General features: G+C 63.1%; 5 protein-coding genes. 4 read left to right on the top strand and 1 reads right to left on the bottom strand.

Annotation, left to right across the window (positions count from 1 at the left end; translation table 11 throughout):
• Nucleotides 1-18 precede the first annotated feature (18 nt).
• The 4 genes from AC1RVW_RS26805 (at nucleotide 19) to AC1RVW_RS26820 (ending at nucleotide 13,663) form a co-directional block, all read left to right on the top strand.
• The gene (locus tag AC1RVW_RS26805; protein WP_493203630.1) at nucleotides 19-10,569 is read left to right on the top strand and encodes a two-partner secretion domain-containing protein; all 10,551 of its coding nucleotides are present in this window, start codon (nucleotides 19-21) and stop codon (nucleotides 10,567-10,569) included.
• Between the two features lie 15 nt (nucleotides 10,570-10,584).
• Nucleotides 10,585-11,088 carry a contact-dependent growth inhibition system immunity protein gene (locus AC1RVW_RS26810; protein WP_234382990.1) on the top strand — a complete coding sequence of 168 codons (504 nt, stop codon included), beginning with the start codon at nucleotides 10,585-10,587 and terminating at the stop codon, nucleotides 11,086-11,088.
• 19 nt (nucleotides 11,089-11,107) lie between these two features.
• A complete protein-coding gene (locus tag AC1RVW_RS26815; protein ID WP_493203631.1) occupies nucleotides 11,108-11,830 on the top strand; it encodes a hypothetical protein in 723 nt (240 codons plus the stop codon).
• 117 nt (nucleotides 11,831-11,947) lie between these two features.
• Nucleotides 11,948-13,663: a ShlB/FhaC/HecB family hemolysin secretion/activation protein gene (locus tag AC1RVW_RS26820; protein WP_493203632.1), complete on the top strand. Its 1,716-nt coding sequence runs from the start codon at nucleotides 11,948-11,950 to the stop codon at nucleotides 13,661-13,663.
• 28 nt (nucleotides 13,664-13,691) lie between these two features.
• On the opposite strand, the gene AC1RVW_RS26825 is transcribed toward AC1RVW_RS26820, so the two are convergent.
• Nucleotides 13,692-15,266, bottom strand: a complete 1,575-nt coding sequence (locus tag AC1RVW_RS26825) for a sulfatase-like hydrolase/transferase (protein ID WP_493203633.1) — start codon at nucleotides 15,264-15,266, stop codon at nucleotides 13,692-13,694.
• Between the last annotated feature and the right edge of the window lie 44 nt (nucleotides 15,267-15,310).

The following is a 15,310-nucleotide window of genomic DNA, read 5'->3' on the forward strand; positions in this document are numbered from 1 at the left end:
TGTGAGGGAGTGTGAGCGATGAATCGGCACTTGCACCGCGTGGTATTCAACGCGGCCAGAGGGATGCGCATGGTGGTCCAGGAAACGGCCACCAGTATTGGGAAGGGCGCTAGCAGGGCGACGACCGCCGCAGGTGCTGCAGCACTCGCAGGTGTACTGATCGCAGGTGCCGCACACGGCCAGATCGCCGGAGCCCCGAACGTCCCCGGCAACCTGCGGCCGACTGTGCTGACGGCCCCCAATGGCGTGCCGCTGGTCAACATCCAGACCCCTTCCTCCGCGGGCGTCTCGCGCAACGTCTACAACCAGTTCAGCGTCGGCGCGAACGGCGCCATCCTGAACAACAGCCGGGTGAACGTGCAGACCCAACTGGGTGGGTTCGTTCAGGGCAACCCCAATCTGGCGACGGGCCCGGCGCGCATCATCCTCAACGAGGTCAACGGCGGAACGCCCAGCCAGCTGCGCGGCTACATCGAAGTGGGCGGGCAGCGCGCGGAAGTGATCATCGCAAACCCGGCGGGCATCAGCGTCGACGGCGGCGGCTTCATCAATGCGAGCCGGGCCACGCTCACCACCGGCACACCGCAGTTCAATGCCGTGGGCGGTCTCGACAGTTTCCTGGTTCGTGGCGGAACCGTCACCATCGACGGTGCGGGCCTCGATGCCAGCAAGACCGACTACGCGGCCATTCTTGCGCGCGCTGTGCAGGCCAACGCGAGCATCTGGGCGAGCGAGCTCAAGGTGGTGACCGGTGCAAATCAGATCAGCGCCGACCATAGCCAGCTCACGCCCACGACAGGTACTGGCACTGCGCTGACCTTTGCGCTCGACGTCGCTGCCTTGGGCGGCATGTACGCAAACAAGATCGTCCTGATCGGAAGCGAAGCCGGCCTGGGCGTGCGTAACGCTGGCAACATCGGAGCCGGTGCCGGTGGGCTGGTCGTTACGGCAGCGGGCCGCCTTGAGAACATCGGCACGATGGAAGGGCAGCGCGTTGAACTGACCACGCCTGGCGACATCTCCAACCGTGGAGGCACAATCCGGCAGGGCAGTTCGGCGGGCCTGACGATTGCTTCGCCGGTCCTGAGCAATACCAATGGTGGAGTGGTCGGTGCCGAGCCCGTGAGTAGCGGTGCAAGTGGCGGCGGAACCGCAACTCCAGAGGCCTCGACGCCGAGCAGCGGTGGGGGCACGGCCACACCATCGACAACGGACGCAGGCGGCACCAGCACCGGGGGTAGTTCCACCCCGGCGACCTACACACCACCCGCACCAGGCCTGATCGCCGCAGGCGGCACCATCTCCAACGAAGGGGGCAAGATCTACGCGGGCGGCCCCATCACGCTCAACACGCCGCAGGTGAACAACGCGGGGGGCTCGCTCAATGTGGCGACGATGGCTGTCGCGGGGCCGAGCTTCAGCAATGCGGGCGGTACGCTCAATGTCAGCCAAAGCTTCGGGGCGAACGTCGGTACGTTCGACAACACGGGTGGCAAGCTCAATGCGGGCAGTCTGAACATCGCCACCTCCGGCGATCTGCTCAATACCGACGGCGTGTTGAGCAGTGCAACCGATACCGGCCTCACGGTCGGCGGCATGCTCGAGAACACACGCGGCTCGCTATCGGCCGCGGGTGCGATGAGCGCGAAGGTCGCGGGGGCCAGCATCAACAACAGCGGCACTCTGACGTCCAATCAGGCGCTGACGCTGAACGCCGGCTCGCTGCAGAACACCCAGGGCAGCATTCAGTCGGCGCAGTCCAGCGTTCAACTCGGCGTGACCAGCGTCCTGAGCAACGGTAGCGGGGGCAGCATCGATGCGGCCACCGACGTGAACGTCCAGGCCGGTTCGCTCGCCAACAGCGGCAGCATGCGCGGTGCTAATGACGCGAACATCGCGGTCGGTACGGCGCTGACCAACGAAGGCAATGTCACAGCGGGCCGCAACACGACAATCACCGCGGGGAGCGTGCAAGGGGGCTCGGCCAGCGTTTTCGGCGCGGGCGTGCAGAGCGACGGGAAGCTCGGCGGTACTGGCGACCTGCGCATGACCGTCAGCGGCGCATTGGTTGCCAACGGCACCAACCTCGCGGCGGGCAACGCCACGCTGCAGGGCGCAAGCGTCGATCTATCGAGGAGCCAGACCAGCGCCGCCAATGTCGTGGTCACTGCGACGCAGGGCAATGTCGTGACGAGCAAGGCCTCCGTCGTCACGCCAGGTAGCTTGAGCATCAACGCCAATGCCCAGCCCATCCAAACGCTGGTCAACGATGGCGGCCAACTCAACGCCGGCCAGCTCAACCTGAGCGTCTCGAACATCGCCAACACCGGCGGCGGCGAGATCGTGCAGACAGGCGCCGGCATCACTCGCATCGTGACATCAGGGGCCATCGACAACAGCGGTGCAACGCTGGCGAGCAATGGCGGCCTCGACCTCGCCGCTGCCAGCCTGACCAACAAGGGCGGCACTCTTCGCGCGGCCCAGACGTCGGACCTGACGGTGACGGTAGCAGGCCTGGTGGACAACCGCCAAGGCGAGATGAGCGCCGGCGGCAACGCCGCGCTTAAGGCGGGCAGCCTCGACAACGATGCGGGCCGCCTCACGGCTGCGGGGGATGTGTCGAGCACCACGAGCGGAGCGACCAGCAACCAAGGCGGCACCGTTGCCGCGAACCGCAGCACCACGCTGACTGCCGCAAGCCTGGACAACACGGGCGGCGCCGTCTCCGCGCTGAACACGCTCACGGCCCAAGTTCAAGGCGCCGTGACGAATACGACGGGTACGCTGGTCGCCAACCAAGCGCTTGTGCTCGGTGCGGGCTCTCTTGGCAACGACAAGGGCTCGATCCAGTCGACCCAGGCCGCGGCGCAATTGAACGTGAGCGGCGCGCTGGCCAATGCCTCTGGTTATGTCGCAGCAGCAACCAATCTGACGGTCAAGGCAGGCAGCCTCTCCAATGCAGGGAGCCTGCGCGGTGGCAATGACGCCAGCTTGTTGGTGGACGGGCAACTGGCCAACGATGGCAGCATCACCGCGAGACGCAACACCAGCGTCGCAGCTGGCAGTGTGCAAGGCGGCAGTTCGGGTGTGATGGGGGCCGGCATCGAGAGCGATGGCAAGCTCGGCGCAACGGGGGTCCTCCGCGTGAGCGCCAGCGGCGCGCTCGTGGCGATGGGAACTAATCTTGCGGCCGGCAACACCACCTTGCAAGGCGCGAGCGTCGATCTTTCGGCCAGCCAGACCAGCGCCGCGAACATTGCGATCACGGCCACGCAGGGCGATGTCATCACCAGCAAGGCCAAGGTGTTTACCCCCGGCGTGCTGGTGATCACCGCCACCGGCAACTCTGCGCAAACCCTTGTCAACGAGGTTGGTCAGCTCAACGCGCGTCAACTCCAGATCAGCGCGTCGAACATCGCCAATACGAATGCTGGCGAGATTGTGCAGACCGGCGCGGGCGCGACCACCATCGCCGTGAGCGGCACGTTGAACAACGATGGTTCGCGCATTGCCAGCAATGGTCAGGACCTGACTCTGCAGGTGGGGGCGGCGACGAACAACGCCGGCAGGATCGAGCATGCGGGCAACGGCACCTTGACCATCGCAGGCGGCAGCTTCGATGGCGCCAACGGCCAGATCACGACGAACAACGCCCTGGTCGTCGCCATGACAGGGGCTTTCAACCAGGACGGTAGCAAGGCAGCAACCAGCGCCAAACAAATCACCATCGACGCAGCCTCGCTGAGCAATCGCGGTGGCCAGATTGTCCAGACCGGCAGCGATGCGACGCGCATCACCGTGGTCGGTGCGCTGGACAACAGCAACGCGGGTGTCATTGCCAGCAACGGCAACATAAGCATTCGCGCAGGCGGCTTGTTGAATAGAGGCGGCTCCATTCGCGCCGCGGAGGCTTCCAGCCTCGGCCTGAACGTCGGCGGCCTTCTCGACAACAGCAGCAAGGGTGTGATCGGCGCAGGCGGCAACACCACGATCGCAGCAGGCAGCCTCAACAACAACGCTGGCAGCGTAACTGCGGTCGGTGACCTCGGCGCCACCATCGCAGGCACTGCAACGAACGTCGGTGGCACGCTCGCGGCCAACGGCAACACCACGGTTGGCGGCGCCAGCCTGGACAACAGCGCGGGAACTACCGCCGCAGTCAACGGCAAGCTGGCTGTCACGACGATGGGCCAGACGATCAACAACAGTGGCACCCTGCAAGCAGGCGCAATCACCACCTTGAGCAATGGGGGACTGCTGAACCGATCGGGCAAGGTGTTCGGTGACAGTCTGAGCGTGGACACCCGCGGCAACGCGCTGGACAACGGTGCGAGCGGCACGATGGCCGCAACCACGACGGTTGCCATCAGCTCCGGCGCTCTGACCAACGACGCCGGATTGATCCAGTCGGGTGGCGCGATGACCATCAACACAAATGGTCAGAGCCTGAGCAACACCAATGCGTCGAGCTACAGCAACCAGCAGGGCGGCATCACCAGCGCGGACACACTCGACCTGAAGACGGGCGCGCTGAACAACACAGCCGGCTTCGTCGGCTCGAAGAATGCGCTGACCGCCGACACACTGGCATTCACCAACACCGGCGGTGGCCTGGTGCTTGGCCAGTCCGCGGTGTCCATCAACACGCATGGCGCGAGCTACAAGAACAACGGCGGTAAAACACAGGCAGCGGGCAATGTCTCGATCAATGCTTCAGACATCCAGAACTCGAGCGGCCTTGTGCGCTCGCTGGCCACGACGACGCTGAATGCCGGCTCCATCGTCAACACCAATACCCAGGGCACCGACCAAGGCATTGAAGGCAAGAACGTCGTCATCGGCACCGGTGCGCTGAACAACGACGCGGGGGCGATCCGCGCCGATGTCAACGCCACCATCACCAGCGGAGGGACTGTCAGCAACAAGAGCGGGCTGGTCTCGGCCGGCGATACGCTGGCTGTCGTCGATCCGAATGCCGCGAATCCCGGTGCCAAGACGCTGAACCTCGTGAACACCAACGGCACGTTGGTGGCCGACAAGAGCCTGAAGATCGATGCAGCCACCTTCAGCGGCGACGGCAGGGCTGTGTCGGGCAAGGACCTGGGCATTGCACTCAAGCAGGACATCGTCAACAACGGCGAGGTGAGTGCCAATGGAAACCTGAGCTACACCACCACAGGCAACTTCACCAACAACGGCAAGCTGCTGGCCGGCCAGACCCTCACGGTAGGCGGCAACAACGTCGACAACACCGCCAATGCGGAGATGTCCGGTCCGAATACCGTGGTAAACGCTAGCGGTACGCTGACCAATCGAGGCCTGATCGACAGCCGAGGTGCAACGCAGATCAACGCCGGCACGCTAAAGAACATCGGCACGGGTCGAATTTACGGCGACGCAATTTCCATTGGCGTGGGCGCGCTCGAGAATGGTGCGGAGACTGCCAATGGCGTGACAAAGGCCGCGACCATTGCGGCGCGCGACACCTTGGACATGGGCGCAGGCTCCATCACGAACCGCGAGCACGCACTGATTTTCAGCTCGGGTGACATGTTCATCGGAGGAGGCCTAAATGCCAACCGCCAGGCCACTGGCCAAGGCGGCACGCTCGATAACCTGAGCGCCGACATCGAATCTCTGGGCGACATGACCATATCGATGGCCAACGTCAACAACAGGGACGTGCACATTCAGATGGGTACGCCGAAGGTGACGTCTGAAGTGCTGACCGGCATCGCCCCCAAGACGCTCGTGGGCAGCGGTGTAGGCAGGACCACGACTTACCCCTTGAACGAAGTCAATGTCGATCCGGCCAGCGGCTCCGTGTTCCGGAAAGACACCGGCGAACTCGTCGGTATCGGCGGCTATGCCATCTGGACCAACAACCTCACGACCACTGAAGACACCGCGATCAACATCGACCCTGCTCGCCTTGTGGCGGGCGGAAACCTGAGCGTCAATGGGCGTCTCTACAACGAGAACGGCCAGGTTCTGGCTGGCGGAACGATCACCGCGACCAGCTACCAATCAAGTCAGCTGAACGGCCAGCGCACAGTCACGGGCCTTGCGAATGTGATCGACAACCAAGGCGCGGTCCAGGGCGTAAACATTCCGCTCTTTGCCGCCCCGACATCGGTCTCTCTGGGCGCGTACAAGTACCAGGAACACATCAACGCCAGTCAAGGCTTCAACGCCGGGGTCGCACCTGTTGGCGGTGCGACGGGCAACGCAAGTGGCGCCGGGGCTGTCAACGGTGGAAGCGGCCCGGGCGTCGTAGTTGAAGTCGCTGCCAATGTTGGGGGCGTGATCAGGGCCGACGGCCAGCGTGCGGGCGGAGCGTCAGGCGCAAGCGGACCTGTCGGCACGGCAGGGACAGTTGCTGGCACGAGCACTACGAATGTTGCCGTGAGTGGGCCGGCACAGGGGGCGGATTCGTCGGCCCAAGCCGGTGCGAGCCGGACCGTGCCGATGGTGGTGCGAACCAGCACGCCAAGCATCGGCATACCCACGGCCAGCCTGTTCAGCATTCGTACGGGCGGGAGCTACTTGGTCGAGACTGATCCGCGCTTTGCCAATTACCGCAATTGGCTCAGCAGCGACTACCTGTTGAACAGCCTCAGTCTTGACTCCAACAACATACTCAAGCGGCTGGGCGATGGCTTCTACGAGCAGAAGCTCATTCGCGAACAGGTTGCCCAACTCACGGGCTATCGTTACCTGGACGGCTACAGCAACGATGAGGAACAATACGCGGCGCTGATGAACGCGGGCGCGACCTTCGCACAGCAATACGGCCTGCGCCCCGGAGTCGCACTGACGGCAGCGCAGATGGCTCAGCTCACCAGCGACATCGTTTGGCTGGTCGAGCAGACCGTGACCTTGCCAGACGGGACGACGCAGCGCGTTCTGGTGCCGCAGGTCTATGTGCGCGTGCGGCCCGGCGACATTGACGGATCGGGGGCGCTGCTGGCGGGCAACCAGGTCAAGATCGATGGCAAGGACAACAACCTGGTCAACACGGGCACCATCGCCGGTCGCCAGTTGGTCAGCATCAACGCCAACACCATCGACAACCTGGGCGGCCGCATCAGCGGTGGTCAGGTGGGGCTGAAGGCCCAGCTCGACATCAACAACCTCGGCGGCGTGATCGATGCTCGGGACAAGCTGACGCTGGAGGCCGGGCGTGACATCAACGTCCGCACGACGACGGCCTCCGGTCCACTCGGCAACACGGGCATCGACCGTGTCGCAGGCCTGTATGTGACGAACCCCGGCGGCACGCTGGTCGCCAGCGCCGGGCGCGATATCAATCTGGTCGGTGCCATCGTATCCAACCAAGGAGGAGGTGGTCTCACTTCCTTCACGGCAAAGAACGACATCAACCTTGGGACCGTTACGACGTCCTCGGCGATCCTCGCCCTGGGCGAACAATGGAGCGGCTACTCCATCACAAACAAGGAAGTCGGCACGACGATCACGACCAACGGGACTACGCTCCTGAATGCCGGCCGCGACATCAACGCCCGGCAGGCGACGGTCGATGCAGGCAACGGCCTGTTGAGCATGCACGCCGACCGCGACATCAACATCGCGGCGGGGCAGATCGATGTGTCGGGCGCTTTCATGCGCGAGTGGAAGGAAAAGGGGCTCTTCAGCCGGACCGACAACACGCTCTCCGGCGAATACAACTTCAGGGCCAGCGTGGGTAGCCGATTCTCGGGCGGAGTCGTGTCCATGGATGCCGGTAGAGACATCGGCATTGAAGGCTCGCACATCAGCGGTACGCAGGGTGTGGCGATCAGCGCCACCAGAAACCTCGCCATCGTCGAGGGCCGTAACACCGGCAGCGTCAGCGCCGAATTGCAGAGCAACAAGAAAGGCATCGGCGGCCTGACAGGATTGCTTGCTGGTACGCCGACCATGCCGTCGCTGCCCTATGGCAAGGCCACCACCACAAGCGCTAGCGTCCAGACTGACACGGCGTCCGCAAGCACGATCACCAGCAGCCAGGGGGGCGTGCTGCTCCAGGGAGGCAGCGTCTTTCTCCAAGGTGTGCAAGTCGATGCGGCCAAGGACATCAGCATCAAAGGCGGCAATGTCGTCATTCAGGCCGCGACCAACAGCAGCTCGGTCACTGGGTCGACCAATTCGCGCACCAGGGGCATTGAACCGGGCCAGATCCTCTGGCATGACCCCAGCACAGGCATCAACGCCCGCAAGGCGACCGAGACCAAGGTCGAAGACAGCAGCCTGACGCGCACGACCCTCAACGGGGCGAACGTGTCTATCGAGGCCGTCGATACGCTGGCCATGGCCGGTACGACGGTGAACACGCCCGGCACGCTGACCTTGCAAGCCGATCAGCTCCTTCTTGGCACTCAGACCACCGAGCACAGCGAGCAGACCACGAGTCAAGGTCGTGACTTGGCCTACCAAAAGAACAAGGACAAGGGGCAAAGCGACCAGACCACCAACTACAACCAGTTCAATTCTGGCAACCTGACGGTCACTGCAAACCACATCCAGGCTGGTCTGGGCGCCAGGGACAGCGTCGAGCAGTTGGCCAAGCAGCCGGGCATGGGATGGGTGGACCAGCTGACGAACGATCCCAAGCTCAAGGACAAGATCGACTGGCAAAGGGTTGAGGAGGCTCACAAGAACTGGAACTACGACCAGCAGGGGCTCACGCCGGAGGGGGCGGCCATTGTGACGATCGTGGCCGCGTACTTCACCGCAGGCGCGGCTTCCGAGCTTGGTGCTGCTGCTGGCGAGGCGGCGGGTACGGCCGTGAACGGTGGCGTGGCTGTCCTGGGCGAGGGGGGATTCATAGCGTCCACGGGTTTCACCGTTTCCACTGTGGTGAGCGGCGCCGTCACAGCAGGCATTTCAGCGTTGGCCGGCCAAGCCGCAGTCGCTCTCATCAATAACCAAGGCGATCTGGCGGCCGCTCTGCACGATCTGGGCAGCAGCGCCAATGTGAAGAACCTGCTGACGGCCATCGTCACCGGGGGCGTTCTCGGGGTGATGGATCTCAATCCGACTGGTTCACCTACGCTCAATGGCGGAGCGCAGCCATTTGTTGATCAGTTGCGGCAGAACCTGATCGCAAGCGCGGCACGGGCGGTGATCGGAACGGCTATCAACGGGGGGAGCTTCGAGAAGAACCTGAAGGAAAGCCTCGAAAACGCCATTCTCGACACTGTGGCTGCTCAGACGGCGTATGAGATTGGGAATCTCACACAGGCTGGCGTCATTGACGATTTCACCAACAAGGTCGCCCATGCGATTGCTGGATGCATGGTCGGGGCTGCGCGTGCGGACAACGCGGCTGGGTGTGGTGCTGGTGCCCTGGGAGCCGCCATTGGCGAACTGGCTGCAGAGACCTATGGCAAACGCGCGGACACGACTCAGTTTGCAGCCATGATTTCCGGGCTTGCGGTTGCCATTACGGGAGGCGATGCTGCGCAGATCAATCTAGGCAGCCAAGCAGGGTCCAATGCGGCGGCAAACAACTATTTGAGCCATGACGAGGATGTCGCTCGGAAAAAGGCGCGCGCCGATTGCTACAGCGGCAACGACAAAGCCTGCGCTGAGGCCGCTCGGCTCGACAATTTGGACTTCCGGCGCGATCAACGCGTTACTGCGTTGGCCAGCAGTTGCACCGTGGACTGCTCCAAAGTTGTGGAATTCATCAACAAAGAGATAGCAGCTTTGGGGTGCGGCAATGGTCCCTACGTGTGTGACGATGCCACGCTCAGGCAAGCATGGAGCACCGCGCAGGTCAACGCACAAGCGCTTCAGGCCGGGATGGGGCCCGAAGATGTAGCGCTCCTGGCGTACGGGTTGGCTCGTGGTGGGATTCGATTGATCGAGGTTCTCGGTAGTGCTGGCAGAGAGACGCGGATATTCGTGCCCGAGGCGTTGAGCTCTGCACGGGCGGCATCTGAGAGCGCCGCGGAGGTCGGTGCCGGTTCTGCGGCTTGGAAAGCGCCTGCGGGCTATGACGCTTTCAATTTGCCCGGTCTGCCGGCGCGCTCTCGCGGCATTGTGGACACCACGACAGGTGAGGTAAAAGTGCTGTCTGGGACAGGACAGATCGTCGATGTGCCTCCGAGTCCACTGCCACCATGGACTGCCGCGGTGGACAACAGCAATATCAGGATTACGTGGGGTAGAGGAAATCAAGCGCAGGGCATGCCTTGGGAGGACTATATAGCGACGCAGATGCCTGCCAATGCAAGGTTGCCCCAGAATTTTGATGTATTTGATTTCTTCGACCCAAGAACCGGTATTGCGACCAGCGCAAAGACTCTTGATACGCTTACTGCTGCAAAAATAAAAGACCCAACCAGCGTTTATTATTCAATCAAGAAAAATGTCGATGCTGCAGCCAATTTCACCGATGCCACATTGAGCGGGGTGACTCTAGACTCAAGTAAAATAGTCGGACGAGAGTTGGTGATTGCTGTGCCCGCCGCCACAACCCCGGCGCAGTGGGGGCAGATATTTAATGCAATCTCGTATGGTCAGTCCGTGGGCGTCAAAGTGATCGTATCGGCAATTCATTAGAAGAGGTATTTGATTGTGGATCCAGTGCATGAAAAATGGGCTTCAGCGTTTTTTAATGGTGATTTTTTTCTTGTCGAAGCTAAATCAGGATATCGAAGCTGCGTAAGTGATGCAGAGCGATATCAATGTCAAATGGCTGCTGGTGCTACAGATGAAGAGTTGGGGCAGGCGGTCGTTGAGGCTTTGACACAAAGTCGTTTCGTAACGCCAGAAAATTCGGAAGAATTTGATCGTCTCTTTGATCCAGCGAGGATTGCGGCAAGCTACGCGGCTTGGGTAGCCTCGCTCCTTGAGAAATATCAATACAAAAACAAAAATTCACTGTTTAAAAAGATGTTGCTTTGCAATGTCTCGATGGTCGCTGATGAGATAAAGATATCTCCCACGATTCATAAAAAATTAGAGCTTTGGGGGCGCGAAAAAGGCGACGGAATTCAGGATTCTTTTGTTGCAATCGATAGCCCAGTTGAGAAGATTGGTCAAACATTGCGAGCAGCCTTCAGTCGATGCGAGCAGTAGTGCGTTGATCAAAGTTTCCATGCGTATCAAGCTCTTAACCGCTCTTCTGACATTCGGCCTTTTGGTAGGTTGTGCCCGATCGCCTGTCACGCCTGTGCAGCAGCCTCCGGTGGCACGCGTGGTGGTGGTTCCCGTGGCGCCCATCGATAAGATGCATACCGAGAACAAGGGCATCCCGCTCGGCGTGCTGTGGCAGTCGCTGGCAGACCGCATCAAGAGTTCAGACTTCAATGAACGCATGGAAGCCACGCGAAAAGACATGGGGCCGAAGCTCACGGCAGCATTGGTTCGGCAGTTGACTGCGCGAGGCTATGAAGCACAGGTGGTCGAAGGCGCATCGGAGCGAGCAGCGCAGTCTGCAATTGATGAAAGCAAGCTGCCTCCGACCGAGGCAGTGCTGCGCGTCTACCTCAACGAGGTCGGCATGTTTTCCGCTCGCTTCTCAAGAGACTATGTTCCGCGCGTCAACCTGAGTGCCTATCTGGTTCGGGGCGAGACGGAAGATAGCCTCTACAGCGAAACGCTTTACTACGGTGCTGACGCGACAAACAACAAGGCGTCGTGGAGCGTGCCTGCGAACCCTGACCATCACTGGTCAAGCTTCAATGAACTGTTTGAGCATCCGCAGGAGGTTGCTCAGAGCTACGACCATGCTGTCAATGCGCTGGCGGCAAGAATTGCTCAGAACATTCGCGCGCAGGTCTCACCAGGTGCGGTGGTGGTTCGGTCGGCAGGACCTTGAGTCCGAGGTCGAGCGAGGATCGACACGCGCGACTCTTGGCACTGCTTGCATCACCTTTGGGTGGTGCAAGCAGACAAAAACAATCAGGGAGAGAAATTGAAAACGTATTCGCGTGCCGTGTTGGCCGGCGTGCTGATTGGTGGACATTTGCTGGCTCAAGCCCAGGTGCCAAGCACGCCACAACCCTTCGTCGAGCAGCAGCGCCAGCAAGAGCGTGAGCGTGCCCTGCGTGAGCAGAACGAACGCACCGTCGACCAGCGTCCGCAGGCTGCACCACCAACTCCGGCGCAGCGCATTCCCGAATCCGAGTCGCCGTGCTTCCGCATCGACCGCGTGTTGCTGGTCGGCGAACAGTCAGAATCTTTCCAATGGGCCGTTGCCGATCTGTCCGGCCCTGAGGGCAATGATTCGCCGGTCGGCCGTTGCCTCGGTACTGCCGGCGTCAATGTGGTACTGGCGCGTGCGCAGCAAGCCGTCATTGCTCGCGGCTTTGTTACCACCCGTGTGCTGGCCGCGCCGCAGGATCTCTCTGCCGGCGCGCTGACCCTCTCGCTGGTCCCCGGCCGCATCGCAGCCATCCGCACGACGTCTGATTCTTCCTCCGCGCTACTTGGCAGTTCCGCCTTGCTGGCAACGGCCATCCCCGCGCGCCCCGGCGACCTCTTGAACCTGCGCGACATCGAGCAGGGCCTGGAGAACTTGAAGCGCGCCCCCACCGTCGAAGCCGATATCCAGATCGAGCCTTCGACTGCGCCCAATGCCAAGCCCGGCGACAGCGATCTCGTCGTCAAGTACGTCCAGTCCAAGAAATGGCGCGCCACCTTGAGCCTCGACGACAGCGGCACCGAAGCCACCGGCCGCTATCAGGCCGGCGCCACCCTGTCTTTGGACAACCCCTTCGGCTTGAACGACCTGTTCTACGTCAGCGCCAACCACAACGTCAACAACCACGTGTTCAGCGATCCGGCCAAGGGCACCGAAGGCCAGACCGTTCACTACTCGCTGCCTTATGGCTACTGGCTGCTGGGCCTCACGGCCTCCAACAGCCAGTACCACCAGAGCGTGACCGGCCTGAACCAGGACTACGTCTACGCTGGCAAGTCCAACAACGCGGAGGTCAAGCTCTCGCGCCTGCTCTACCGCGACCAGCGCCGCAAGACCACGGTGGCCGTCAAGGGCTGGCGCCGCGAGTCGCGCAACTTCGTGGACGACACCGAGGTCGAGGTGCAGCACCGCGTGGTCGGCGGCTGGGAGTTCAGCCTGAACCACAAGGAGTTCATCGGCGAGGCGACGCTCGAAGGCACGCTGGCCTACAAACGCGGCACCGGCGGCTTTGGTTCACGCGCTGCGCCGGAAGAAGAGTTCGGCGAGGGCACCTCGCGCCTGAAGCTCTACACCGCCGACATCAGCCTGAACGCTCCATTCAAGCTTGGCGAACAGAAGCTGCGTTACTCCGGCCTGATCCGCGCTCAGTGGAACCGCACGCCACTCACGCCGCAAGACCGCTTCGCCATCGGCGGGCGCTACACGGTGCGCGGCTTCGATGGAGAGACGACCCTGATGGGCGAGCGCGGCTGGCTCATCCGCAACGACATCGGATGGGCCGTGGGGCAAAGCGGGGCTGAGCTGTACGTAGGTGCCGACTATGGCCACGTCGGCGGCCGTTCGACGGTCGACTTGCTCGGCCGCGGCCTTGCCGGCGCAGTCATCGGCGTACGCGGCCAGTGGAGCAAGCTGAGCTACGACTTCTTCGTCGGCGCGCCGATCAGCAAGCCGGAGGGCTATCGCACAGCGAAGGTCACGCTGGGTTTCAATCTCAACGCGAGCTTCTGATGCGTCAAGTGCTTGTGCAGCTTACGAGCTAACGCGAGAACGACTCCACCGCCACCGGAATCTCCGGCGCCTGCCAGCGGTAGGCGCCGCCCAGCACGTCGCGCTCGGGCTTCTGCCCGTTCCACTGGATGTGGAGCAGGTCCATCAGGGTCCAGCCGGTCCAGTCCGCGCGAAACGGCTGCTGCATCTCGCTGGCCGGCAGCGGCTGCTGGTTGCGCCACACCACGGCCGGAATGCGGTAGCCCGAAGCGGTCGAGGGGCTGTGGCCCGCCCGGTCGCTGACGTGGCCCACTTCCTGCCCATGGTCCGACAGGTACATCCACGCGCGGTAGTCCTGCGGCTTGCCCGCGCTGCGCGTCTGCTGCAGCAGCTCGGACACCACGAAGTCGTGATACAGCAGCGCCGCGTCGTACTCCTGGCGGAAGCGCCGCACCCATGAGGAGCGGCCGTTTTTCACCAGGCCGTTTTCCACCGCGTCGATGTCGTCGTCGAAGGGGTTGGCGTTTGCCGGAAAGCGCAGGCTGTAGTGCGGATGCGCGCCCATCAGGTGGACCACGATCAGCTTGCGCTCGGTGCTGGTGTCGGCCAGCGCTTCCTGCACGCAGTCGAGCACCTCGCCGTCCAGCGAGGCGCTGGCGCGGCCCGGCGTGCGGTTGACCATGTCGACCACGTCGGCGAAGCGCGCATGCTGCTGCTCGATGGCCAGGTCGTCGTGGTTGCTGATCCACCAGACCTTGTAGCCCGCGGCGCGCGCCAGTGCCAGCACGTGCGGCGGGTTCTCGCTGTCGGGCAGGCCGAAGCGGAACATGTTGCGCAAGGCGGGCAGGGTGCTCGCGTCCACCGACCATGCGTTCTTCAGCACCGCCATCTGCTCGCCGGTCTGCGCCTTATGCGCCTGCAGGCGCGGCGTGGTCGGGCGGCCGTAGCCGTACAGGCCCATGTTGTCGCGGTTGATGCTGTCGGTGATGACCAGCACCACGGTGGAAGGCCCGGCCTGCGTGATGACGGGCGCGATGGCCTTGGCCTGCGCCGTCAGGCGGTCGCGTTGCTGCTGCTGGTCGGCCCAGGCGGCCTGCAGCGTGCGCACCGACTGGGCCCACTGGGTCCAGAAGATCGCGGGATGCAGCCGCCTCCACGGCTTGCTCGCATAGGCCACGCAGGACACCACCAGCGCCAGCGCCAGCAGCGCGGTGATCCAGCGGGCGGGGCGCGCTGCTGTCGCGGCCACCGCGCCGCGCCGCGCGAACATGCCCACCAGCAGGCCCGAGGCGACCAGCAAGGCGCCCCACACGGCGGCCGAGCGCCAGTGCATCCACAGGTACTCCGTGCTCTCGCGCGCGTTGGTGTTGGCTGCCGCGCCCAGCACCATGGCGCCGTCGGGCGCGGCCTGGTAGGTGTCGAGCAGGTAGGCCCGCACCGTGGCGTCCAGCGCGAAGCCCATGGCCCAGAGCCAGACCAGCACCGTGCGCAGCCGCCGCATGCGCGCGCTGCGCAGCGGCCATGCGAGCCACAGCACCATCGGCAATGCCAGCACCGCGAGCTGCGCGATGCGCCGGCCGTCGTGGCCCAGCGCGATCAGCGCCAGCAGGGTGGCGCCGACCACGCCGCAGGCAAGCCATGCGCCGTGGCGGGGCTGGGATGGGGCAG

This window comes from Variovorax sp. MPBD4-3 (assembly GCF_058809745.1).

Coding starts and splice junctions, on each gene's coding strand:
- AC1RVW_RS26805 (WP_493203630.1), top strand. CDS start 19: ATGAATCGGCACTTGCACCGCGTGGTATTCAACGCGGCCAGAGGGATG.
- AC1RVW_RS26815 (WP_493203631.1), top strand. CDS start 11,108: ATGCGTATCAAGCTCTTAACCGCTCTTCTGACATTCGGCCTTTTGGTA.